The sequence below is a fragment of the Ammoniphilus soli genome (assembly GCF_040813775.1).
On sequence record NZ_JBEGDL010000001.1, the window covers coordinates 508,700 to 530,805 of the forward strand.

The 22,106-nt window shown below is 44.6% G+C and carries 27 protein-coding genes and 1 riboswitch; of the genes, 20 read left to right on the forward strand and 7 right to left on the reverse strand.

Annotated features, from left to right (window positions below; genetic code table 11):
• Positions 1–19 precede the first annotated feature (19 nt).
• A complete protein-coding gene (locus ABLT31_RS02685) occupies positions 20–640 on the reverse strand; it encodes a cyclase family protein (RefSeq protein ID WP_367748525.1) in 621 nt (206 codons plus the stop codon).
• 160 nt (positions 641–800) lie between these two features.
• On the opposite strand from ABLT31_RS02685, the gene ABLT31_RS02690 reads away from it, so the two are divergent.
• The 10 genes from ABLT31_RS02690 to ABLT31_RS02735 all read left to right on the forward strand — a co-directional run bounded on the left by ABLT31_RS02690 (position 801) and on the right by ABLT31_RS02735 (position 9,493).
• Positions 801–995: a hypothetical protein gene (locus ABLT31_RS02690; protein WP_367748528.1), complete on the forward strand. Its 195-nt coding sequence runs from the start codon at positions 801–803 to the stop codon at positions 993–995.
• A gap of 357 nt (positions 996–1,352) precedes the next feature.
• The gene (gene thiD / locus ABLT31_RS02695) at positions 1,353–2,144 is read left to right on the forward strand and encodes a bifunctional hydroxymethylpyrimidine kinase/phosphomethylpyrimidine kinase (protein WP_367748530.1); all 792 of its coding nucleotides are present in this window, start codon (positions 1,353–1,355) and stop codon (positions 2,142–2,144) included.
• The gene (gene thiE / locus ABLT31_RS02700) at positions 2,107–2,820 is read left to right on the forward strand and encodes a thiamine phosphate synthase (protein WP_367748533.1); all 714 of its coding nucleotides are present in this window, start codon (positions 2,107–2,109) and stop codon (positions 2,818–2,820) included. The genes thiD and thiE overlap by 38 nt, the downstream gene beginning before the upstream one ends.
• Before the next feature lie 60 nt (positions 2,821–2,880).
• A riboswitch (FMN riboswitch) is annotated at positions 2,881–3,023 on the forward strand.
• A gap of 227 nt (positions 3,024–3,250) precedes the next feature.
• Positions 3,251–4,348 (forward strand): bifunctional diaminohydroxyphosphoribosylaminopyrimidine deaminase/5-amino-6-(5-phosphoribosylamino)uracil reductase RibD, encoded by a 1,098-nt coding sequence (gene ribD / locus ABLT31_RS02705; protein WP_367748535.1) that lies wholly within the window; start codon positions 3,251–3,253, stop codon positions 4,346–4,348.
• Entirely contained in the window at positions 4,349–4,990 is a 642-nt protein-coding gene (gene ribE, locus ABLT31_RS02710; RefSeq protein ID WP_367748538.1) for a riboflavin synthase, read from the forward strand.
• 14 nt (positions 4,991–5,004) lie between these two features.
• Positions 5,005–6,198 carry a bifunctional 3,4-dihydroxy-2-butanone-4-phosphate synthase/GTP cyclohydrolase II gene (locus ABLT31_RS02715; protein WP_367748540.1) on the forward strand — a complete coding sequence of 398 codons (1,194 nt, stop codon included), beginning with the start codon at positions 5,005–5,007 and terminating at the stop codon, positions 6,196–6,198.
• 18 nt (positions 6,199–6,216) lie between these two features.
• On the forward strand, positions 6,217–6,684 hold the full coding sequence (gene ribH / locus ABLT31_RS02720; RefSeq protein ID WP_367748543.1) for a 6,7-dimethyl-8-ribityllumazine synthase: 468 nt from the start codon (positions 6,217–6,219) through the stop codon (positions 6,682–6,684).
• A 128-nt stretch (positions 6,685–6,812) separates the two neighbouring features.
• On the forward strand, positions 6,813–7,016 hold the full coding sequence (locus ABLT31_RS02725) for a hypothetical protein (RefSeq protein ID WP_367748545.1): 204 nt from the start codon (positions 6,813–6,815) through the stop codon (positions 7,014–7,016).
• 176 nt (positions 7,017–7,192) lie between these two features.
• Entirely contained in the window at positions 7,193–8,491 is a 1,299-nt protein-coding gene (gene hcp / locus ABLT31_RS02730) for a hydroxylamine reductase (RefSeq protein WP_367748548.1), read from the forward strand.
• A 123-nt stretch (positions 8,492–8,614) separates the two neighbouring features.
• Positions 8,615–9,493 (forward strand): YusW family protein, encoded by an 879-nt coding sequence (locus ABLT31_RS02735; RefSeq protein ID WP_367748551.1) that lies wholly within the window; start codon positions 8,615–8,617, stop codon positions 9,491–9,493.
• A 19-nt stretch (positions 9,494–9,512) separates the two neighbouring features.
• On the opposite strand, the gene ABLT31_RS02740 is transcribed toward ABLT31_RS02735, so the two are convergent.
• Positions 9,513–10,013 (reverse strand): CcdC family protein, encoded by a 501-nt coding sequence (locus tag ABLT31_RS02740; protein WP_367748553.1) that lies wholly within the window; start codon positions 10,011–10,013, stop codon positions 9,513–9,515.
• Between the two features lie 174 nt (positions 10,014–10,187).
• On the opposite strand from ABLT31_RS02740, the gene ABLT31_RS02745 reads away from it, so the two are divergent.
• The gene (locus tag ABLT31_RS02745; protein ID WP_367748556.1) at positions 10,188–10,382 is read left to right on the forward strand and encodes a hypothetical protein; all 195 of its coding nucleotides are present in this window, start codon (positions 10,188–10,190) and stop codon (positions 10,380–10,382) included.
• Between the two features lie 40 nt (positions 10,383–10,422).
• Here ABLT31_RS02745 and ABLT31_RS02750 read toward each other — a convergent pair whose 3' ends face one another.
• Positions 10,423–10,629 (reverse strand): hypothetical protein, encoded by a 207-nt coding sequence (locus ABLT31_RS02750; RefSeq protein WP_367748558.1) that lies wholly within the window; start codon positions 10,627–10,629, stop codon positions 10,423–10,425.
• Between the two features lie 474 nt (positions 10,630–11,103).
• Between ABLT31_RS02750 and ABLT31_RS02755 the strand changes: the two genes are divergently transcribed.
• Positions 11,104–12,459, forward strand: a complete 1,356-nt coding sequence (locus ABLT31_RS02755; RefSeq protein ID WP_367748560.1) for a hypothetical protein — start codon at positions 11,104–11,106, stop codon at positions 12,457–12,459.
• 50 nt (positions 12,460–12,509) lie between these two features.
• Positions 12,510–13,259: a hypothetical protein gene (locus ABLT31_RS02760; RefSeq protein WP_367748562.1), complete on the forward strand. Its 750-nt coding sequence runs from the start codon at positions 12,510–12,512 to the stop codon at positions 13,257–13,259.
• Between the two features lie 64 nt (positions 13,260–13,323).
• Here the strand turns inward: ABLT31_RS02760 and ABLT31_RS02765 are convergent, their stop codons facing one another.
• A complete protein-coding gene (locus ABLT31_RS02765; protein ID WP_367748564.1) occupies positions 13,324–13,578 on the reverse strand; it encodes a DUF1653 domain-containing protein in 255 nt (84 codons plus the stop codon).
• Between the two features lie 215 nt (positions 13,579–13,793).
• Here ABLT31_RS02765 and argJ point away from each other — a divergent pair, with 215 nt between their 5' ends.
• The 6 genes from argJ (at position 13,794) to ABLT31_RS02795 (ending at position 20,498) form a co-directional block, all read left to right on the forward strand.
• Positions 13,794–15,005: a bifunctional glutamate N-acetyltransferase/amino-acid acetyltransferase ArgJ gene (gene argJ, locus ABLT31_RS02770; RefSeq protein WP_367748567.1), complete on the forward strand. Its 1,212-nt coding sequence runs from the start codon at positions 13,794–13,796 to the stop codon at positions 15,003–15,005.
• A 155-nt stretch (positions 15,006–15,160) separates the two neighbouring features.
• Positions 15,161–15,895 carry a Cof-type HAD-IIB family hydrolase gene (locus tag ABLT31_RS02775; RefSeq protein WP_367748570.1) on the forward strand — a complete coding sequence of 245 codons (735 nt, stop codon included), beginning with the start codon at positions 15,161–15,163 and terminating at the stop codon, positions 15,893–15,895.
• A 229-nt stretch (positions 15,896–16,124) separates the two neighbouring features.
• The gene (locus ABLT31_RS02780; RefSeq protein ID WP_367749343.1) at positions 16,125–16,961 is read left to right on the forward strand and encodes an ATP-binding protein; all 837 of its coding nucleotides are present in this window, start codon (positions 16,125–16,127) and stop codon (positions 16,959–16,961) included.
• Positions 16,962–16,979: 18 nt separating this feature from the next.
• Positions 16,980–18,899, forward strand: coding sequence for a vWA domain-containing protein (locus ABLT31_RS02785; RefSeq protein WP_367748572.1), 1,920 nt, complete (start codon positions 16,980–16,982; stop codon positions 18,897–18,899).
• A gap of 70 nt (positions 18,900–18,969) precedes the next feature.
• Entirely contained in the window at positions 18,970–19,932 is a 963-nt protein-coding gene (locus tag ABLT31_RS02790; RefSeq protein ID WP_367748574.1) for an MBL fold metallo-hydrolase, read from the forward strand.
• Positions 19,929–20,498, forward strand: a complete 570-nt coding sequence (locus ABLT31_RS02795; RefSeq protein WP_367748576.1) for an HNH endonuclease — start codon at positions 19,929–19,931, stop codon at positions 20,496–20,498. Before ABLT31_RS02790 ends, ABLT31_RS02795 begins: the two co-directional genes overlap by 4 nt.
• Positions 20,499–20,523: 25 nt before the next feature.
• Here the strand turns inward: ABLT31_RS02795 and ABLT31_RS02800 are convergent, their stop codons facing one another.
• The 3 genes from ABLT31_RS02800 to ABLT31_RS02810 form a co-directional block, all read right to left on the reverse strand.
• Positions 20,524–20,844 (reverse strand): DUF3846 domain-containing protein, encoded by a 321-nt coding sequence (locus ABLT31_RS02800; RefSeq protein WP_367748579.1) that lies wholly within the window; start codon positions 20,842–20,844, stop codon positions 20,524–20,526.
• 68 nt (positions 20,845–20,912) lie between these two features.
• Entirely contained in the window at positions 20,913–21,140 is a 228-nt protein-coding gene (locus ABLT31_RS02805) for a hypothetical protein (protein WP_367748581.1), read from the reverse strand.
• 57 nt (positions 21,141–21,197) lie between these two features.
• Positions 21,198–21,575 carry a potassium channel family protein gene (locus tag ABLT31_RS02810; protein ID WP_367748583.1) on the reverse strand — a complete coding sequence of 126 codons (378 nt, stop codon included), beginning with the start codon at positions 21,573–21,575 and terminating at the stop codon, positions 21,198–21,200.
• A 171-nt stretch (positions 21,576–21,746) separates the two neighbouring features.
• Between ABLT31_RS02810 and ABLT31_RS02815 the strand changes: the two genes are divergently transcribed.
• Positions 21,747–21,986 carry a hypothetical protein gene (locus ABLT31_RS02815; protein ID WP_367748585.1) on the forward strand — a complete coding sequence of 80 codons (240 nt, stop codon included), beginning with the start codon at positions 21,747–21,749 and terminating at the stop codon, positions 21,984–21,986.
• Positions 21,987–22,106: the final 120 nt, after the last annotated feature.

The following is a 22,106-nucleotide window of genomic DNA, read 5'->3' on the forward strand; positions in this document are numbered from 1 at the left end:
GACACCCTCTTGCTGTTAGTTAGAGGAGACCCTCGATTAAAATTACTCTTGCGGGTGCTGCATCTGTTCCCGTTAGTTTAAGGGGGGCAGCCATCATAAAATAGGAACCCTCAGGAACCTCGAGCAAGCGAAGCCCTTCAATAATGATAATCTTCGCGCCAAAAAGGGCTTTATGGGTCGGATGGCCGGGTTGGCTTCGTTCGATCCCCAACGCGTCAATTCCCACACCTCTGACTCTTTTTTCTACCAAAAGCTTCGCAGCATCTTCCTTGACATAAATAAACTCAGGGTTAAAGCTGTCTTCTTGCGAGTTAGCGGTTTTCAAGAGAAGGAACTCTCCTTCCTGAACGTTGAAAGGCTCAAGATCTGCAGCGGTAACTCCGTCCTGTACATGGGATAAATCCAGCAATCGGCATGGGCCCACCAAATGTTCCAAGGGAATCGATTCCATGGTTTCCCCACTGACTACCATGTGTAAAGGAGCATCCACATGGGTGCCAGTATGCACATCAAGGCTTACTCTTGTTTCGCTTACATAGTTATTTTGAACCGTTTCAAAAGAAGGTTGCTTCTCCGGCTTATTTTTGTAAACCGTCATACCTTCCTGTATAGACATAGAGACATCATAGATTTTATACATAGAAAATTCCCTCCGAATAATAAGCTGCCTTATATCTTTCGCTTCTTGTCCTGTAATTCCTCCTCATTTTGGCACGACGAGGCAGGAAATATGCAAGATGAGGCAGGAATAGCATAGGTATGATGAATCAAACTAAGTAGAAAAAGGACGGTACTTCCACATGAATTGGACCATTTTCCTTCTATTATCGATTCTTGTCCTTTTATCTTTGAGCTGGGTAAATGTGCGAAGGAGACAGCCAGCCAAAGCAGAAACCTTGGTTTATCTCCAAGGGCGTAATGCCATGAACAATCCAGACTCCGATGCGGATATGCAGGAACAGTATGACTTCCGAAAAAACACCAACAATCCATAAGACGATGATGGGCATACTATTGATGGAGGTGGTCTTAAATGGCATTGAAAGAACAGGCAAACATGAAGAAAAACCCTCGAAACCGCAACGGTCTCATGAGAGATGGAGTTCCGCTTGAAAGAGGAAAAATCAACCTCCAACCGAAAAAATAGTCAATGAAAGAAAAGGGTTCCTTATTTATTAGGGAACCCTTTTCTCGTCAGTTTTTACCCTGGTGGCTGTTTCGAAGCTTGATGGACCTTTTTTGTGCTTGAATTCTATAAGAAAATGCCCTATGCTAACGGTAACTTCATCAGACCTATCTACGAGGCCATTTCTCGAATGGTCTTTTTTATAAGAACAAGGAGGTAAATTAGAATGAAGATAGCTAGGGCTTTAACGATTGCTGGATCAGACAGCGGTGGAGGTGCTGGGATTCAAGCTGATTTAAAGACATTTACGGTTCGGAACGTGTATGGCATGAGTGCGATTACTGCGATCACAGCTCAGAATACACTAGGTGTGCATGGCATTCATTCTATCCCTTTAGACATGATTTCACAGCAGATTGAATCTGTGATCGAGGATATTGGGGTGGATGCGGTAAAAACCGGGATGCTGGGGACTTCCGATGTAATTGAATTGGTGGCGGACAAGCTAAGAAAATATCAGGTTCCCTTTGTGGTGGTTGATCCTGTGATGGTAGCCAAGGGCGGGGCAAAGCTGCTCCAAGAGGAAGCGGTAAGAAGTTTGATTGTTTCATTGATCCCTTTGGCGACGATTGTCACTCCTAATATACCTGAAGCGGAAGTAATAACAGGCAAGAGTATCAAAAATATGGATGACATGATTTCAGCAGCAAAAGAGATAGTGGATATGGGAGCGAAGTCTGCCATTGTAAAGGGCGGACATTTGGAAGGAGAGCCCGTGGATCTGTTTTTTGATGGCACGGAAATCCTTACATTCAGCGGAACAAGAATCGATACCAGACATACCCATGGGACCGGCTGTACCTTTGCCGCCTGCATCACAGCCGAGCTTGCCAAAGGGAATGGACTAGAGGAAAGCTTGCGAACAGCTAAAGCGTTTATTACCGCAGCGATCAGCAAGGAATTAGGATTGGGGAAAGGGCATGGGCCAACCAACCATTGGGCCTATGGGACAGAATAATATGAGTAAAATCATGCGAATGAAGGATTGGGACGTCTATTTAGTGATGGACCTGCAAGGCTATGGCCATTTCAGTGCTTTTGACATTGCTTCGCAGGCGATTGCTGGCGGGGTGAAGGTCATTCAAGTGCGGGAAAAGAAGATGGGGGACCAAGACTATAATCAATCGGCATTGCCTATTCGGGAGCTTTGTCGCCAGAAGAAGGTCGATTTTATTGTGAATGACCGAATCGACTTGGCATTGCAGCTGGATGCGGATGGGGTACATTTAGGGCAGGATGATCTCCCGGAAGGGTCTGTTTGGGATTTAATAGGGGATGACATGATCTTAGGCATCTCCGCATCCAGTATTGAAGAGGCACAGAGGGGCATTCAACAAAGGGCAGATTATCTTGGTGTGGGCTCCATTTACCCTACGTTATCCAAAAGTGATGCAGGGGAAGCCGTATCTCCATCGCTCATTGAAGATATCCGTCGGTTCTCTGATCTTCCCATCGTTGGAATAGGGGGCATACAGCATGGAAAGGCCGCACCGGTCATTCATGCAGGCGGTGATTCGGTAGCGGTAATCTCAGCCATTTGCCAGGCCGATTCGCCAACGGAAGCTGCCAAAGAACTACAGAACGAAGTCATTTTGGCGAAAAAAGAAAGAAAACAAATCACACAGGAGTCATAAGGGATTGTTTATTTCTAAAAATAGTGATAAAATAAGCATCACTTAAAGAAATTTGAATAAATATTCCTTCGGGGCCGGGTGAAATTCCCGACCGGCGGTGATGGGGCCAGTCCCCTCAGTCCGTGAGCCGATACCTAGTAGGTTGACGCTGATTCGGTGAAATTCCGAAACCGACAGTATAGTCTGGATGGGAGAAGGAAATGGGAAGAAGCAGTGAAAGACTGTGCTTATTTGGATATGCCTTTTTAGGTTTGGCATGGCATGCGCACAGATCTGAAGAACCATGCTTTCTTTTTGCTACCGATAAACCAAGCCCTGGGAATAGTCTACCTATTTCTGGGGCTTTTTGTATTTAATAGGGTTGGAAAAAATAAGTAGGGTACCTTTCTGTTCTGCATGAGTGCAAGCTTTCTTGGAGGAGCGGATACGATTGAATACGCATGAATACTTTATGGACATGGCCCTTCAATGGGCGAGTACAGCAAAAGGTCAAACAGCACCTAATCCGATGGTTGGAGCCATAGTGGTTAAAGATGGGGAAATCGTTGGGATGGGGGCACATCTAAAAGCGGGAGAGCCGCATGCCGAGATTCATGCTTTAGCTATGGCTGGAGAAAAGGCAAAGGGGGCAACCATTTATGTCACCCTCGAACCTTGTTCCCATCATGGAAAGACGCCTCCGTGTGCGGATGCCGTCATTCGTGCAGGGATTTCTCAGGTGGTAATAGCAATGCTTGACCCCAATCCGCTGGTGGCTGGCCGTGGCGTTCAGCGGCTTAAGGAAGCCGGCATCGAAGTGATTCATGGCGTCCGTGAGGCTGAGTCCCGCAGATTAAATGAAGTTTTTATCAAATACATTACCACGCAGCGTCCTTTTGTTACCATTAAGACAGCTAATACGCTCGATGGAAAAGTGGCTACACAGACGGGAAGCAGTCGATGGGTCACGGGAGAGAAGGCAAGGCAGGATGTTCATCGATTGAGGCACCAGAATCAGGGGATTCTAGTAGGAGTCAATACGATTATAAAAGATAATCCAGAATTAACAACCCGTCTTCCTGAGGGCGGAAGAAATCCTCTTAGAATTGTATTGGATTCCAAGCTAAGAATTCCCTTAGAGTCAAAGGTTGTACAGGATGGACAAGCCCCTACATGGATTTATACAACATTTGAGGCTGACGAAGGAAAGCTCCGTCAACTGAAGCTAGCCGGTGTGGAAGTTTTTCGAGTCTCTGACGGACCGCTGGTAGGTGTTGAAGATGTCCTCAAGCATTTAGGGGAACATCAGGTTTCCTCCATTCTTGTTGAGGGAGGAAGCCAAGTGAACGGATCGTTCCTTCGGGCAAGAGCGATAGATAAAGTGATCACCTACTTTGCACCCAAGCTCGTTGGAGGAGCCCTAGCCCCGACATCCTTTGGGGGTGACGGCATTCAACAGATGGAAGAAGCCATCCATCTGCAGCATATGGAAGTGGAAACGGTGGGTGAGGATTTGCGAGTAGAGGGGTATCCGGAATGGGGGGATTAGATGTTTACCGGGATTATTGAAGAATTGGGATCGATCCAAGGAATAAAGAGAGGCGGGGAGTGGCTGGTCCTGACCATTGGCGCTTCAAGGATTTTGAAGGATGTTCAATTAGGGGACAGCATCGCCGTAAATGGAGTTTGTTTAACGGTAACCTCCTTTACCTCCCGTGAATTTACCGTGGATGTAATGCCAGAGACTTTTCAAAAAACAAGCTTATCGGACATTCAAGTGGGAAGCCAAGTGAATCTGGAAAGAGCAATGGCAGCAGGCGGCAGATTCGGCGGACATTTTGTTTCCGGGCATGTCGATGGAACGGGGAAGATTGCCTCCAAAAAAGGATACGGAAACGCTGTCCTTATTGAGATAAAAGCTCCCGAACATCTGCTGCATTATATGATACCTAAAGGCTCGATTACCATCGATGGGATTAGCCTTACCATTTTGGATGTCGCTTCGGACAGTTTCCGGGTTTCCATTATACCGCACACGCTCTCGATGACCACGCTTCAACACAAGGGAATAGGGGCTGTTGTAAATTTAGAGTGTGACATGATTGGCAAATATATTGAAAAATTTATCGCTGCCCGTAAGCCAGCTTCCAAACTAACAGAAGCATTCTTGTCGGAGCATGGATTTTTCTAGGGAGGGGAAAAGAAATGTTTCATTCCATTGAAGAAGCGATCCACGATTTAAAGCAAGGCAAGCCGATCATCGTCGTCGATGATGAAGATCGCGAAAATGAAGGGGATTTTGTAGCCTTATCAGAAAAGGCCACCCCAGAAGTGATCAATTTCATGATTACGCATGGACGAGGGCTGGTCTGTGTTCCGATTACAGAGGAAAGAGCCCAAGAGCTTAAGCTCCAGCCCATGGTGGTGAACAATACGGATGCTCATTCGACTGCTTTTACCGTCTCTGTAGATTCATTTAGCACCACGACCGGCATTTCAGCGCATGAGCGCTCTCAAACGGTTATGGATCTGATTAATCCGGAAACGAAACCAAGCCATTTTCGCAGACCTGGCCATATCTTCCCGCTTGTTGCAAAAAAGGGCGGGGTATTGCGCCGAGCCGGGCACACGGAAGCTGCTGTAGATTTGGCCCGTATGTGCGGAGCCTCCCCATCGGGGGTTATTTGTGAAATCATCAAGGAAGATGGGACAATGGCCCGTGTGCCAGACCTCTTAGAAATTGCCAAGCAATTTGACCTAAAGATCATTACCATTGAAGAATTGATCAAGTATCGCACCAATAAAGAAAAGCTTGTTCATCGTGAGGTTGAGGTAACCATGCCGACGGATTTTGGGACCTTCCGGGCTGTTGCCTATACCAATGATGTGGATCATAAAGAACACGTCGCCCTTGTAAAAGGGACCATTGATCCGGAACGTCCGACCCTAGTGCGAGTTCATTCCGAGTGCTTGACCGGAGATGTATTCCACTCCCATCGCTGTGACTGCGGACCGCAATTGGAAGCGGCGCTATCGCAAATCGAGCAGGAAGGAAATGGAGTCCTTCTCTATATGCGCCAGGAGGGACGCGGCATTGGGCTGATCAATAAATTAAAAGCGTATGAGCTGCAGGAACAAGGATTCGATACGGTTGAAGCGAATGAAAAACTAGGGTTTCCCGCTGATCTTCGGGAGTATGGCATTGGTGCGCAAATTCTAAAAGATCTAGGGGTACGCAAGATCAAATTATTAACGAACAACCCGCGTAAAATTATGGGGCTTTCCGGTCATGATCTAGAGATCGTGGAAAGAGTTCCTATTCAAATGCAAACAAACAAAAGCAATGAACGGTATTTGAACACAAAGAAAGATAAACTCGGTCACTTATTAAACTTATAAATAAAGGGGAAATATACAATGGCAAAGGTCTATGAAGGAAAACTAGTCGGTACAGGCTTAAAATTCGGAATCGTTGTAGGGCGTTTTAATGAATTTATTACGTCCAAGCTATTGAGTGGCGCTCTTGACGCCTTAAACCGCCACGGGGTTGAAGAAGATGATGTAGAAGTGGCTTGGGTTCCGGGAGCGTTTGAAATTCCCATGATTGCGAAAAAGATGGCGGAAAGCGGGAAATACGATGCCGTCATTACCTTAGGGACGGTAATCAGAGGTGCTACCCCTCATTTTGACTTCGTATGCAATGAAGCGGCGAAAGGTGTTGCAGCGATTGCGCTGCAGACAGGTATTCCGACTATTTTCGGAGTACTTACGACAGACACGATTGAACAAGCGATTGAACGCGCAGGGACAAAAGCAGGGAATAAAGGCTGGGAGTCCGCAGCGGTTGCCATCGAAATGGCCAATTTATCCAGACAATGGAGTTAAATCAATAAGAAGGAGCTTCCTTTTATCGGGAAGCTCCTTTTTTCATATCGGCAGAATAAAAACACTTGAATTTTTATAAATTATAATGTATATTTAAAACATCAAAGGGATGAAATGAGGGGAAGTTAATGAATACCGAAGTGTTAGAGGGTAAAGGTGAACTCCAAGGACAGCAAGAAAGTGAACTGCTGCGCCAGTCCCTGCTTGAGGCCACGGAAACGATTGAATATATGGTCAACTCCCTCATGTGGAGTGCTGAATATAAAGTTTTAGCTCAATCTAAAGAGAAGCTATGGAAGCTAAAGCAAGTATTGGCTCATCTAGATGCTTAAATGACAGGAAGCGGTATTCACCGCTTCTTTTTTGTGTATAAAATCATTTGATCGGCACGAGAAGCCGACTCTTGTGGAATAAGGAAAAAAACTTAGACATTGTGATAAATGTCACTATGTCTTTTGCTCCTCCTTGGTAAGATAGGTTTAGTTCAAATCACGAGGAGGTAAAAATAATGTTTTGTTACCAATGTGAACAAACTCCTACCGGGGGTTGTAAAGTTATCGGCGTATGCGGAAAGAATGAAGATATCGCAAGTTTGCAGGATACAATGATTTTTGCGCTAAAAGGAATTGCAGCTTATGCAACTCATGCCCGCCAGTTGGGTTACTCTGATCCAGAGGTAGATGCAACAACCCATGAAGCTTTGTATATGACCTTAACAAACTCTAACTTTAATATGCAAGAGCATATCGATATGGCCATGAAAGTGGGACGTGCTGCGGTTAAAGTCATGGACTTGCTAGACCGTGCCCATACTTCACGACTAGGGATTCCTCAACCGATTACAATTTCGCAAAATAAAGTAGAAGGCAAGGCGATTGTAGTAACGGGGCACAACCTGTTTGCTTTGGAAGAACTTCTAAAGCAAACTGAAGGCAAAGGAATTAACATTTATACTCACTCTGAAATGCTTCCAGCTCATGGTTATCCAGGCTTAAAGAAATACGCTCACCTAAAAGGGAATATCGGAAAAGCCTGGTTTGACCAGCGTCGCTTGTTCGAGCAGTTCCCTGGAGCGATTTTGGCCACCACAAACTGCGTTATGCCGATTAAAGGAAGCTATGCGGATCGCTTCTTCTCCTACGAAGTGGCTGGTTTGGAAGGCGTTACGAAGATTCAAGGCGAGGATTTTAGCCCATTAATTGAAAAGGCACTTTCTCTTCCAGAAGCCAATATGGAATCTGATCAAACTTTAACAACAGGCTACCATCACGAGACCGTTTTAGGATTAGCCCCTGAAATCATTGCAGCGGTAAAGGCCGGAAAGATCAAGCGCTTCTTCGTTATTGCAGGCTGTGATGCCCCAGGGAAAGGCGGGGAGTATTATCGTGAATTAGCGACCTCTCTACCCAACGATACGGTTATTCTCACTACATCCTGCGGTAAATTCCGCTTCAATGATGTAGATTACGGAACTGTAGGAGATACCGGGATTCCTCGCTATATTGACTTAGGACAATGCAATAACTCCGGGTCTACCGTAAAAATTGCAATGGCCTTAGCAGATGCTTTTGGCTGTGAAGTCAACGAGTTGCCTGTAAGTATTGTATTATCCTGGTTTGAGCAAAAGGCAGTTGCCATCCTATTGGGATTGTTCAGCCTAGGAATCAAAGACATCCGCATTGGTCCTAAGCCGCCGGAATTTATCACTCCAGGCGTACTGAATGTCCTGCAGCAGGCATTTAACCTGAAGCTAATCGGCGAAGCGCAAGACGACATGGCTGATATGCTGGCTCTATCTACTCACTAAGTCTGACAAGATTAAGACCGCTCCGGGATAAGGGGCGGTTTTTTTGTGCAATTTTTGTACAACCCCCATAAACTCCCACTTGATCTCGAATAGATTCAATAAAGAAAAAGTGAGAGGTGCAATATGAAAATAAATAAAATAGGATATATTTCAATAGGTGCCGTTTTTGCACTTATCATATCGTTTAGTTTGATCAGCTTGGCTGATTACCAGAAGAACCAATCGCAAACGGAAACTGCAGCAGGAACCAATTCTCAGCAAGAAGGGACTCAAACAAATCAATCCACAGTCGAAGGCCAAGTCTCCTTTCTCGATGGGGAAACCGGAGAATTCAAGGTATTCGATGGCAAGCAAAGTCATAGCTTTCAACTTACTTCACAGACTCAAGTGATGGTAAATGAAGTAAAAGGCGATAGGAACAATCTGGCATTGAACGATGAAGTGAAGGTCATCCTGAATTCGAATGGAGATGCTCGTTATATCTTAATTAATAAAGAATTGGAAGCCAAGCAAGACGTTCAACAGGCGGTAAATCCAACAACGGATTCCTCTGCAGGATCTGCCGGGAGCAGTGCAGCAGCTGAGCCTGTTCCAGTCCAAAGGGCGGAACCTTCGCAAGGTCTGCCGTTCAAAGAGTTAAAGGTAGAACTTCATCAAGGATCTAAGAAGGTCAAATTGGAGTGGAAAAAAGATGACGTGGAAGTGGAAATAAAAACAGGAAATGGAGAGCTCAAGCTTAAAGGGACAGAAGCCAATCAATACGTGGAGAAATGGTATTCCACCCTACCTGATGCGGAGAAAGCTTCAGAGGAAGAAATGATTGCGTTTATTGCCAACTCCTTTGAGATTGACGCGAGCAAACCATTTGAGTGTACCATTGAATGGAAAAGAGAAGGAGGAAAGGAAGGGAAATGGACAGTCCATCCAAAGGACTGGGGCAATGGAAAAGAAAAGTCAAAAGGGAAATCTGATGACGACGATGATCAGCATGATGACGATTAAACTCAAAAAGTCTTACCCCTTACATGTGGGGCAAGACTTTTTTCTCGTTTGCCTTTGAGCCGTTTTTTAGCGTTTCAATTAACTGCTTGTACTTAAGGGCCATAGCAATTCGCCATGGGAAAATCATCCCAATAGCAAGGATATAAAACAACCCGCCTGTTTCATAAAAGGAAATATACTCTTCTAAATACACTCTTAATCCCATCCGCAGCAGGAACAATCCCATTAAAATGGCCATAAATGATTTGGACCGCTTCAAGAATATATCAGGTCCCTTAACTTCAAATTTTGAGGTGAGGATGAGTGGAACCGAAAGAAGCATCCCCAAAAGGAGCGATTCGACCGCATAGAGCAGAGGTACATGCATGGGTGGATATAAGAACATGGCAAAGCCTGTGCTCATGAATAAAGGAGGCAAAACAATTTGTTTCAGGGAAATAGCTTGTTTGGCTCGCTTAACCCGGACAGCCATGACGATCGTCGCCATAAGGAGACTAAGGAGCGAAATGGCAATAGTCATGTGAATCCTTCCCTTCCTCGTTCTTAGCTCTCCCCATTATATCAAAAAAATAAATGAAAGAAACATTTCAAAAAAGTCCTCTAAGTGAAATTGTAACATAGATGCCGTAATCCTCAGGATGATTGAATCATATATATATAAGGAAATGACAACTTATTGCGAGGAGGAGATACGATGCCCATGTCGTGCAGGATTGTTTGTTCGAATGAGTTAGTCTTTCAGGATATTTGCGATCAGCTTAATCTTTTGCAGGTTTTATACTTAAAGGAAGTGGAAAGGTTGGAGATTTGCGTAAAGCGCGATCCGGAATATGTCAGCAAGTTTTTGCTTGAAAACGGATTCGAGGCCCACGTCCTTGTTCATACGTGAAAAAAGAAAAGCCCTTTCCGATAGGAATTGGAAAGGGTGATTAGGAATTAATATTTTTCGCATCGGTGATTATGATCTCTCCTACAAGATACAAGTGTCCATCGGACCCCAGGATGACCAGCGGCCTTTTGCATAAACTGCAGATGACGACTAGTCCGTCTCGCATTTTTCGGTGAGTGATAATGATATTCTCGCTTGGGGTACATGGGCACTGAAGCACAACCATCCATTCTCTTTCCGGTCCCATCCCTCTCCCCCTTGAAAGACATAATAATATAAGATATGCGGATAAGCTAAACTTCGAAATGAGCACTTATCCCCCATCCAGGCCTAAAAGAAATTCAGTTTCATCTTATTGATGGTCTTCATCAGGCGAAAATTGCAGAAATTTGTCTTTTGATTGGAGGTTTTTTTGTTTGCATGTGGAATAGAACTATTCAGAAGTCCTGTTTGAAGGAGGATTGGGAGATGTGGGTTACAATTGAATGTACGAATCCCGATTGCAGGGATTTTGGCCGGCAAGTTATACATCATACATCTTTCCATGTGCATACAATGTCCAGCTTCTGTTCAACTTGCCTTCTTGGCAGGGTGAACATCCGCTTCGAAACGCATTCCGCTGATAACTCCTCTTTTTCTATAGTTAGGGAAGATGAGGAAGATACCGAAGTGACAGCACAGTTTCATTTAGATCAAATCTTGGGAAATAGGAGTTAGGTGTATGAGCTTTTTCAATAAATTGAATCAGTTTAGGGAAACAGGCGTGTCCGATTTTTCAGCAAATGAACAGCTGCCGGCTGTACAAAAGGGCGAAGCCTCCCAACCTGAAGAAGATCACGATGTCTCCATTCGTGATTTATGGCAGCAAGCCGTCAATATACATAAAGAGAAGTTAAATGCCACAACGGAAGCTGAAGGGGAGCAAGTCACTACATTGGATGATCAAGGGGAAATGGATAACTCTCAAGTCTCCGATGTTGCTCCGGCATCTGAATGGATCGCTCCTTTGGAGCCTGCCCTGCCTAAGGAAGAATCTAACGTGATTCATGAAGGGCAATCTCCTAGAGAAGAGCTTGATGTACCGATTGTCAGTCTTGCCCAGATTACTGTTGATGAATTAAGGAAGCAAGCGGATCAAACTTTAGAGAATATATACGATCAGCGTAGAATACAATTGAAATCACTATTTGGCAAGGACCTACCTTATCTTACCCTAGAGGAATTGAAGCAAACCCAGTTTGGGCAAGATCTAGATCTGATTGTACAAGTTTATATGAAAAACGGAAGAGCCTATCCTCAAGCGAAATTTGCTGTTCAACGAGTGCTTGCAGCCTTATGGAAACCTGCTGGCGAAGAGGAGTTCCGCGTACCTGAACCATGGTATCAAACCCCGCTAGGCTTTGTTTGCCGCCATATTTTAGCAGGACAATCAGCAACCCTATTCGATCCGATAGACTTAGAAACGGCAGCCTCCATCTTGGAGCAGACCCAACGGTCCATTATTGAAAACTACCCTAGATTAGGCGGAGTCAGATTGGCAACGGGATATGTCTTCAGCAGGCAAAGAATTGAGGAGCAAAAACAGCAAATGCAAGCTGACATTCCATTGGTAGCCCATGATATGCTCAAGCAGTTTTATCTAAATTCCAGTCTAGCTTTGAAGAAGTTAATTACTATCCGTTCGTTTATGGATGAGGCGCATGATCAGGTCCGTTATCTTCGAGAGCTCTTGGTTTACAATATCGATTTTGGCCAAAATCGAATAAGACAAGCAATCAAAGGACAAACCGAGAAATGCCTAGCTGATTTATATCAGTCCTTCTTGGAGCTGAGAGGAGAAGCGATTGAAAAAGTACAAATCAATAAAAACGATTATCTCCATTATCACATTCCAAATATTTTCTCTGCCATTGATGGATTAGAGGGAAGAGTCATCAACGGCGATGCTTTTATCCACAGCTTGGAAGAGACGGTTAAAAGCATGGATGATGAGAGAGTCAGGGTGAACAGGCTTATTGAAGAGCTAGCCAAGAACTTGGGCTATCTGAATATGGAATTAGAGAAAGGTAAGCTGTAGGAAGGATGGGCTTCTGTTAGGCTGGTATCGATAGGAGGTGTGGAAAGGAAATGGATATGCAGCAGGCAATAGAAGTGCTGAAGAATAGAGTTCAGCAGCTGGAACCGACAATCCATAATGAAAGTGAGAGAAATAGGCTGCAATTTACAGTTTCCTTTTGGAGTCTACTGGAGGCCGTTAACGATTCTACCCCATATACTCATCTTCTCCCCATTTCGGATCATTCTGATCGTTTTTTCGATGCCGTCTTATTGAGTCCTGGAGGAGTCTATTTATATTACCTATTGCCTTATGAACTAACCTACCTATCCGTCCTCCCGGACCGTCTGGTTTGCAATGCCCTGGGCAAGGAAACAGAGCTTGTATTTGGAGATGGCCGCAAGATGATCAGAAAAATTCAGAGAGATAGGGAATTAGCTGCGCTGCCAGTCTATGAATGCTATGTTGTCCCCGAAGGAGGAAAAAATGTACGCTATGTGCTGGAAGATACATTAATTCTATCCTTTGAACATTACCCCCGGCTGTTTGAGAGCTTTGCTTTCAGGGAACATACAGCTCACCAGGAAAGCCAGCTTAAACTATTCGGTTATCTGTCCGAGATGGTCTCAAATTCACCGGATGGGGAGTGGGAAGCTCTTGAGGGACCTCCGGCTTTGGGGACTTTGGAGCCGCAAGGGACGAGTAAAGGTGATTTCATTGCTATTCTAGAGAATACATCTTCGAAGCTTCCGCCAAGGCAACGAAGAAGAAAACAAAAGGAAGGAAGCTGGCTGCAGCGACTGATCACAAGGAATAAATAAAGAAGGGAGCGGCTCCATAGCTTTTGACTGTGGATCGACTCCCTTTACTTCAATAAAGCTTTTTTTAACGGGCAAGGACGGTGGAATGTCCTTCTTTATCCCAGATTTTCTTATAGCGCGGCATGTCTTGACCATCAACATGTACTAGGCTTTGGAACATTTCTAAGGGCCTAACAAACATCATCTCCCCATCACTTTTATAGATGACCATTTCCTCGGTCGTTTCCGCGTGAATGGCTCTTCCGATGATGATGTAGAGGTTTCCCTTGTAACTCTGATACACATCTCCCGCTTCCGGTTTCTCTCCTGGCTCTAGCATGATCCAGCCTCCTCAGGTTAAAATGTTTCTCTATGAACCGTATTATATACTGGGATACTATTATGCACAACAGACATGAGCTGACAAGAAAAACTTGGCCACAAGCCTTCTTCTTGCCGGACTCAAAATACTAATTGTATTAACATAGAAAATGTAGTATAAATATACATTATAGCGTCAAATATTGATTTTCACCGTGTGAGGAGAGAACCATGATGTCAACGTTTCGCATCATTGATGGGAATATTGCCACACCCAAGGGGTTTAGGGCAACAGGAATTTATAGCGGCATAAAAAAAGTAGAAAAGCACGACTTGGGTATCTTGCTTAGTGAAGTCCCTGCACAAGCGGCAGGAGTATATACAACCAACCTTTTCCAGGCAGCTCCGTTGGTGGTTGCAAAGGAGAGCATCGAGAAAGGACAGCTTCAAGCGGTCATCGTCAACAGCGGGAATGCGAATGCTTGCACTGGAGATCAAGGCCTGGAAGATGCGCGCACCATGCAGAAGACAGTCTCCAAGGCGTTTTCCATTTTACCTGAGCTAGTCGGTGTAGCTTCGACGGGTGTTATAGGTGAGTATCTGCCTATGGAAAAAGTTGTCCGAGGCATTGAGCAGCTGCCAGACAATCTTTCCGATCAAAGCGGTCCCCTCTTTTCCCAAGCTATCCTAACTACTGATCTTGTGGAAAAATCAATCTGTGTGGAATTGGAACTGGATGGTACGGTGGTGACGCTTGCTGGGACAGCGAAAGGTTCAGGCATGATCCACCCGAATATGGCCACCATGCTTGCCTTTATTTCCACAGATGCTAATGTGGACCAAGCCTTCCTGCAGTCTGCACTAAGAAAAGCAACAGACGAAACCTTCAACATGATTACAGTGGATGGAGACACAAGCACGAACGATATGGTTATCGTACTCGCAAACGGCATGAGCGGGAATAACCAAGTCAGCTCTGCGCATCCGCAAGCGGATGATTTCTATCAGGCTCTGTGTTATGTAATGAAGGAATTGGCGAAAAAGATTGCGCGCGACGGAGAAGGGGCAACCAAGCTTTTGGAGGTCGAAGTGACAGGAGCTCCAACCGAAGAGATTGCTCGCAAAGTTTCCAAGACGGTGATCAGTTCTAATCTCGTAAAAACAGCTATTTATGGAGCAGACGCCAACTGGGGACGAATTCTCTGTGCGGTTGGATATAGCGGTGCAGACATCAAACCTGAACTGGTGGATGTTTTTCTTGGCTCCATTCAGGTGGTTCAGGCTAGTTTTCCAGTGCCCTTTAGCGAGGACGACGCAAGAGATTACCTGTTAAAGGAAAATGTGAAGATTTTGGTGGATCTCCATGATGGCGAAGCGAAAGCAACAGCGTGGGGATGCGACTTAACCTATGATTATATTCGGATTAATGCCAGCTATAGAACCTAGCTTTGAAAGAAAAGGCTGTCCCTCAAGGAAATGCGTTTGTCCTTGAGGGACCTTTCTTTTATAACGGCAAGTAAAGGTTAACAACATTGGCCTGTAGAATATAGTAATAAGAGGACGGTTTAGCTCGACCACAGAAAAAATCAGGGGGTACGGTTATGACCAGATGGCGCTTAATTGCCTTAGATATGGATGGGACACTTCTAGGGAAAGACGGAACCGTTTCGCCTGAAAACAAAAAATGGATCCGCCGTGCTCGCGAGGCAGGGATTGAAGTTACGATTGCCACGGGTCGACCTTGCCGGATGATCCGATCCTATTTAGAGTGCCTGGATCTGCAGGTTCCTTTTGTTGCAGCAAATGGAAGTGAGGTTTGGACGATGGATGGAAGCTTATTGGAGCGGCATACTCTATGTCACCAGGATATTGCTTTCCTGCATCAGCTGGCCCGGAAATACGGTACTCATTTTTGGAGCTCTGTCGTAGGGGAGGTGTTTAAGCCGGACACTTTTCCCGAAGATGTGGAGCGATATCACTGGCTGAAATTTGGGTTCAAGAGTGAAGATCCCGAGATTATCGAACAATTGTGGAAACGCTTAAAAAGCTATGGGAAATTGGAATGTACGAGTTCAGATCCTACGAACATAGAGGTTAACCCAGAAGGAGTAAGCAAAGCCACAGGGCTTCAGCGGGTATGCGATTATTTGGGGATTTTGCCTGAACAGGTTGCGGCTATGGGAGATGGCCTGAATGATGTGGCGATGTTACGCTGGGCTGGGATGGGGTTTGCGATGGGGAATGCCCCGTTGGAGGTTCGTTCATCTGCTGATCGGGTAACCCCGCCTCATTGGGAGGATGGCGTTGCGCAGGCGATTCAGTGGTTGCTTAGGTAAGGAAATCGATTCCTGCAGGAATATGAATCATCACTTTTTGATTGGGCGTTCCTCTAGAGAGCAGATCTCTGAGAGCAGCCCTTTTTTTAAGGTATAATAGGGGGATACTTTTAAGAAACAGTTATTGTATAATAAGTATTTCGTAATCTTGCAAGATTATGTTGAAGCTATGCTAGGAGTGATACACATGAAAACCATTGATTCTCTATTGTCCAGCTCAGCAAAGGACATGCTAAACCACGTGGAAGGGCAGGCTTCATCAGAATATGGCTATTTAATTGGCCAGGGCGGTTATATTCCCCCGCAGGCTGAATTGTTGGAAGATGCGATTACCGCGCTTGGAATGGGAAAAAACATTCTCCTAAAAGGACCGACTGGAGCTGGGAAAACAAAGTTTGCGGAGACTTTGTCCTTCTTATTTAAAAGGCCGATCCATATGGTGAATTGCTCTATTGATCTCGATGCGGAAAGCCTAGTTGGCGGACGTTATATTGCTTATCAAGATAACCGTCAAGTCATCGAATTTTCGCCGGGACCGGTAATTAAGGCCATGAATCATGGTCATTTTCTATATATAGATGAAGTCAATATGGCCAAGCCAGAGACGCTGCCTCTAATCAACGGGGTGTTGGATTATCGTAGAATGATCACAAACCCCTTTACAGGAGAAGTAGTAAAAGCTCATCAGGGATTTGGAGTGATCGCTGCCATCAATGAGGGGTATATCGGAACGGTTCCGCTCAATGAAGCGTTAATGAATCGCTTTATCGTGATTGAAGTACCTTATATTAAGGGCGAAGAATTGAAAACCCTGATCCGATCAAACAGTATGCTAAAGGAAGAAAAACAAATCGAGTTATTTGTGCAATTGTCTGAGGATTTGATTCTTGCTGCCAGCCAGGGAAAGGTTTCCGAAGAAGCCGCATCGATACGGGCGCTTTTGGATGCTTGCGACTTGAGCACGGTCATTCCTCCGCTGAGGGCGATTAAGAGAGCCATCAGCGATAAAATGGAGGAAGAAAAGGAAAGAGAGTTTGTCCAGAACCTGGCTGAAACCCTGTTTTGATGGATATGAGGGGGGCTTATGAAATTTATTGTCTTTAATAATAAAAAAGTCGAGACAAGTCTGTTTCTTCAGCTGCAAGATCTCGCAAGCGTCTTATCCGGAATAAGGGACCTTAAATTTAAGTTTGACTATGGACATTATGTTGACCTGACGAATCTAGTCATGACAGCGAGTCATTTCTGGGATACTATGCCTTCTCCGGAAAGGGAAGCAGGATACAAGACGGATGTCTACCTGCGAGCGATTGGTACGTTGGAATATACGGATTGGAAGGAAATTTCTCTTTACCTGGAGCAATTGGAGGAGCTCCCCGTACGGAAATTTGGGATACAGCTTTTGACTCTCCTAGAGGATATGCGTTTGGAAGAACTATGCAAAAAGAAGAGACCGGGGACTGCGAAATGGTTCTACCTCCGCACCAGGGAATACCAGAAGTTTTTTCAAAGCCAATTAACCGTAAATTTAAGCCGCGGGTATGATTTGGATGTGCTTTTTTGCCTTATCTATCTCACTCTTTATTCCGATACGCCAGATCCGCATTTTCCGGAAGTAGATGAAATTTATCTCGATTTCCTGGAAGAGATGAAGTCAGATTTATATCAAGCTTTCGAAACCAGGCACACCAGAGACGTTGTGCGTATTGCCGGACAACTTGTGGCCCGTCTATCCCGATTTGGGGAAAAAGATAGTATCAATGAGTATTTTATTTTGCCTTTCTTAAGATCTGATCTGCGAGCCTCAGGTTTGACGATCGACGATTTGAAGCGAAAGAGCCAACTGAAAAATCAGGATCAGGATTCGCATGAACGCGGACGTGATGAAGCGAAACAGGAAAAGATGCCTACTTGGCATGGCGAAACTAAGGATGGCGACCAGTCAAGGGGGTTTCTGCAATTTGATTTAGAAAGCGGAACGCAGACCCGAATGCTGGGGGATGCTATTAGGGGGGCCGAGGACGGTGACCAGGCTTTAGGCTCGGTACAAGGCAAAGCAAGGGCAAGCGAGAAAAATAATTTTGAAAAAAAGGCGGATGAATCAAGCCTTGCGGACTCTCCTACACAAGGGGGAAAATCCCTATTCGGTGAGGAGAATAAAGATGCTGTCCTGATAATAAAAGGGGCCAATTCTCCCAGTCTGGAGGATAAGGAGCTGTATCATGCCCTAGTTTCGGAGGTGGAATCTCATGTTCAAAAACTATCCAAGACGATCGAAAGAACGCTGGAGCATAAAAGAAACCACCCCAGACAAAACTTGAATTTCGGCCGTTTATCGAAAAATCTTCTTCCCATGGTACTAGAGGATTTCCCTAAAGTTTTTTATAAGAAGGATCATCAATCCAAGGAGATCGATGCAACCTTTACCTTACTTGTCGATTGCTCCGCTTCGATGTATAACAAAATGAAGGAAACGAAAAAGGGGACCATCCTGTTTCACGAGGTATTAAGAAAACTGAAGATACCACATTCGATTGTCGGCTTCTGGGAAGATGCCAATCAAGTCAAAGAGGGATATCAGCCTAACTATTATCACGTAATTAAAGATTTTGACCAATCCGTCTATAGCAAAACGGGAGCAGAGATAATGCAATTAGAGCCCCAGGAGGATAATCGCGACGGCTTCAGCATCCGGGTAGCGGTGCAAGAATTAAAGAAAAGAAAAGAGAAAAATAAGTTTCTGCTTGTTTTTTCTGATGGGGAACCGGCAGCAGCTCAATATGACCAAAATGGAATTATCGATACGAAAGAAGCAGTTATACACGCGAGGAAGCAAGGAATTGAAGTGATTGGCCTTTTCCTCTCCAACGGAGAAATAATGGAAGAAGAACAAAAAACGATGCAGAACATCTACGACAAAGAGCATTTGATGATTCAAACAGTGAAGGAATTGCCTGAACGATTTGCTCCGGTATTAAAGAAACTATTGCTAAAGAGCATATAGTTGATTCCATCTGGTGACTTTCTTGCCAGAAGGACTATACTATAACTATATAAGAGCAAGGAGGGATCCTATGTCTAAGATGTGGCGTAAGCGGTTTTCCAATATGGACGACACTCCAAATAAGCGGACTTGGGATCACTTTGTTCGGTGGCAAAAATCCAGGAGATCTGTCATCAAGGACTACTCCTTCGTTATTTCAAATGAAACCGAAATTGACTTAGATTATCTTCATCGAAATCGTGCAGAAAACTCCCTTACCTGGATTGGTCATGCGACATTCCTAGTGAAGATGGGCGGTTTAAATATCGTGACAGATCCGGTTTGGGCCAGGCAGATGGCGATGTATCCAAGATTGACCCCACCGGGGATTGCCTTGTCTCAGATGCCCAAGATTGATATGGTTCTGATCTCTCACAGTCATTATGATCACCTTCATTTTAAATCGATTCGCGGAATCAAGGGGGATCCTTACTTTTTTGTTCCCGAAGGTTTAGGTCAGAAATTCATAAACAAAGGATTTAAGAGGGTTGAGGAGTTTACTTGGTGGGATGCGAAAAAGATGAATGATATAGAAATATCTTTTGTCCCTGCACAGCATTGGTCCAAGCGAACCCCATGGGACACCAATGCTTCTCATTGGGGAGGATGGGTTCTGGGAGATAAGTATAAAAAAGAAACGGTATATTTTGCAGGGGACAGCGGTTACTTTCCGGGTTTTAAGGAAATAGGGACACGTTTCGATATCGATTATGCCCTCATGCCAATAGGTGCTTATGAACCGGAGTGGTTTATGGGAATGCAGCATGTCTCCCCGGAAGAAGCGGTTCAAGCTTTCCTCGATCTCCGGGCAACGACCTTTATCCCCATGCATTACAGCACTTTTCGATTAGCTGATGATACCCCATGGGAGGCTCTTGTTCGCTTGCAGACGGAATGGAAGCGAAGGGGGCTAGAGCGAGACCGGTTAGCTATCCTAAGGTTAGGGGAAGTTTTGAAAACAGGCGATCAGGGAGAGGAAAGTAGCACCGTATGAAAAATGAATACGAAATTTGCGGAGATTCAACCGTCATTTTTGTTCGATATAAGGTCTATTACCTAAGGGTATTGATTGATACCGCTGACCTTGAAAAAGTAAAATCTTTTAGAGGAACTTGGTTTGCCGGATTTGATGATTCCGGAAAGCGATACTATATCCATGGAAAGGATCGAAGAGGAGGCGTCAATAGAACGATTCTGCTTCATAGATTCATCATGGATTGCCCTGAAGGAATGGTTGTTGACCATATTGATCGGGACTCCCTTAATAATAGAAGAGGAAACCTTAGAATTATCTCTCCAGGTGAAAATATGCAAAACCGAAAAATTCACCGGAATAATACAAGTGGTGTACGGGGGGTATCTTGGTACAAAAAAACAGGGCAATGGAGAGTGCAGCTATGTTTGAACGGGAAAATGAAAAATTTAGGCTTATTCGATCACTTTGACGATGCTGTATCCGTAGCCAAGGCTGCCTATGAAGACCATATGCCTTATTATGAAGGAAACGAAGACGAAAATTATGAAAAAAGCCCTACGCTTTTTGATTTCACGTACAAATAAACCAGAGGGAGACATTCCCTCTGGTTTATTTGTACGCTCTTGTTTTAGAAAAATAATTTTTAATAAGATCGATTTCATTCTCAGTTAGCGATTTCAGCATTCCTTCCTCCAGCCGGGTAAAAATGGCTGTTCCATACACCCAATCGTGGGAGCCGTCAGCTTCAATGGTAAAGTTATGAGGCTTTATGCCTCTTACCTCTTCATTAACCAGAATGCTTATTCCTTCCAAATGGTCATCATGGGCCAGTTCAAACTCTCCTTCCATGATTTCTTCCAAAGTATCTACACTCTCGATAATCTGGACTTCCGGAGTTTGTTCCGGCACTTTAACGACAACTGTAATCATGTCTCATCCCTCCTACAGATACCATCATAACCGAGACGTGTGTCAAAAGCGAGAAGAGACCTGTCCAGTTAAAGCATTTCAAAAGCCCAACCCTTACTAGACAGCTGTTCCTCGAGTGCCTTCTTGCTCAGCTTCGGTAAAGGTACGGTCCAAGCACGCGCCGAACGGATGTATTTTGGTTCGGTTTGGGTTAGTTCTGTTAAATATTGCAAGATATCCTTATAAGGACCATCTTCATAGTAGTAAAGCAAATTATCGCTTTTTGACATGCGAAATTGACCAACGTAACGAGCCATTACAATCACCTCACCCCTTATCTTGCCCAATACTGGAAATTTCAGAAGGGGACCAGGCTATTTTTTATCTATTCGGCTAACTTGCTGAAATACTCTCCTTATGGGAGAAGCAGGAAGTAAAACATATTTAAAGACGAGGGCTGTCGGCAGAATATAACCGATTAGGGCCTCAATGATAGCTACAGCTTTTGACCAGCCAAAAGGAGTCACGTCACCGTACCCGACAGATAGAAGGGTAATCGCACTGAAGTATAAAGATCGCGTCAACCGGTCTACCCATTGTTCCTGGTGGTTAGGTGTAGCGTAATGGTCTACAATGGGGCCGAGCTGGGTCAGGTCTAGGGCGGTATAGACCAAAGCGAAGCTGATAACGATATTAAGATAAAATAGAAAGAGGGCGACGAGATTATAGAAAAGGACCTTTCTCCGATTCATCCAAGAGCTCCTTTCGGAAGTCAGGAAAAGCTATAGTTCATTCTATGTCGGAACAAGCCCTAGAATGCAAGGAGACAAATCTATGACAATCTTGTGAACTTACTTTGTCAGGGAGGAATTCCTCGATTTCTGTCGAAATATGTATTGTCGATAGGTGAAAGGAGAGTAATCATGGCTGCTAATACAATAGAAGGGGTTCACACTTGTCTCATCTGCAAAGGAAAGTTTAATTGGTCTGCGACAATTTCAAAAGAGCCAATAAAGCAAAGCCAAGTAGAAGTTGTTGTCGCCAGTACTTTTTTTACGGTGGATCAAGGGAGGAAAGCGGACCTGGAAATCTATGCCAAGTGCCCTTCTTGCCAAACCAAATATAAATTTGAATCATCCTGTCCTGTGGAGATGATTTGTTAACCTAAGATAGATAGGGTTGGGGGCGCAGTTTTCTGCTGCCCCCAATTTTTTCACCTCAGGTTTTGTGTTAGAAAATCTAACATTATAATTGATAGTACTTTTGATTCAGCATACAATACT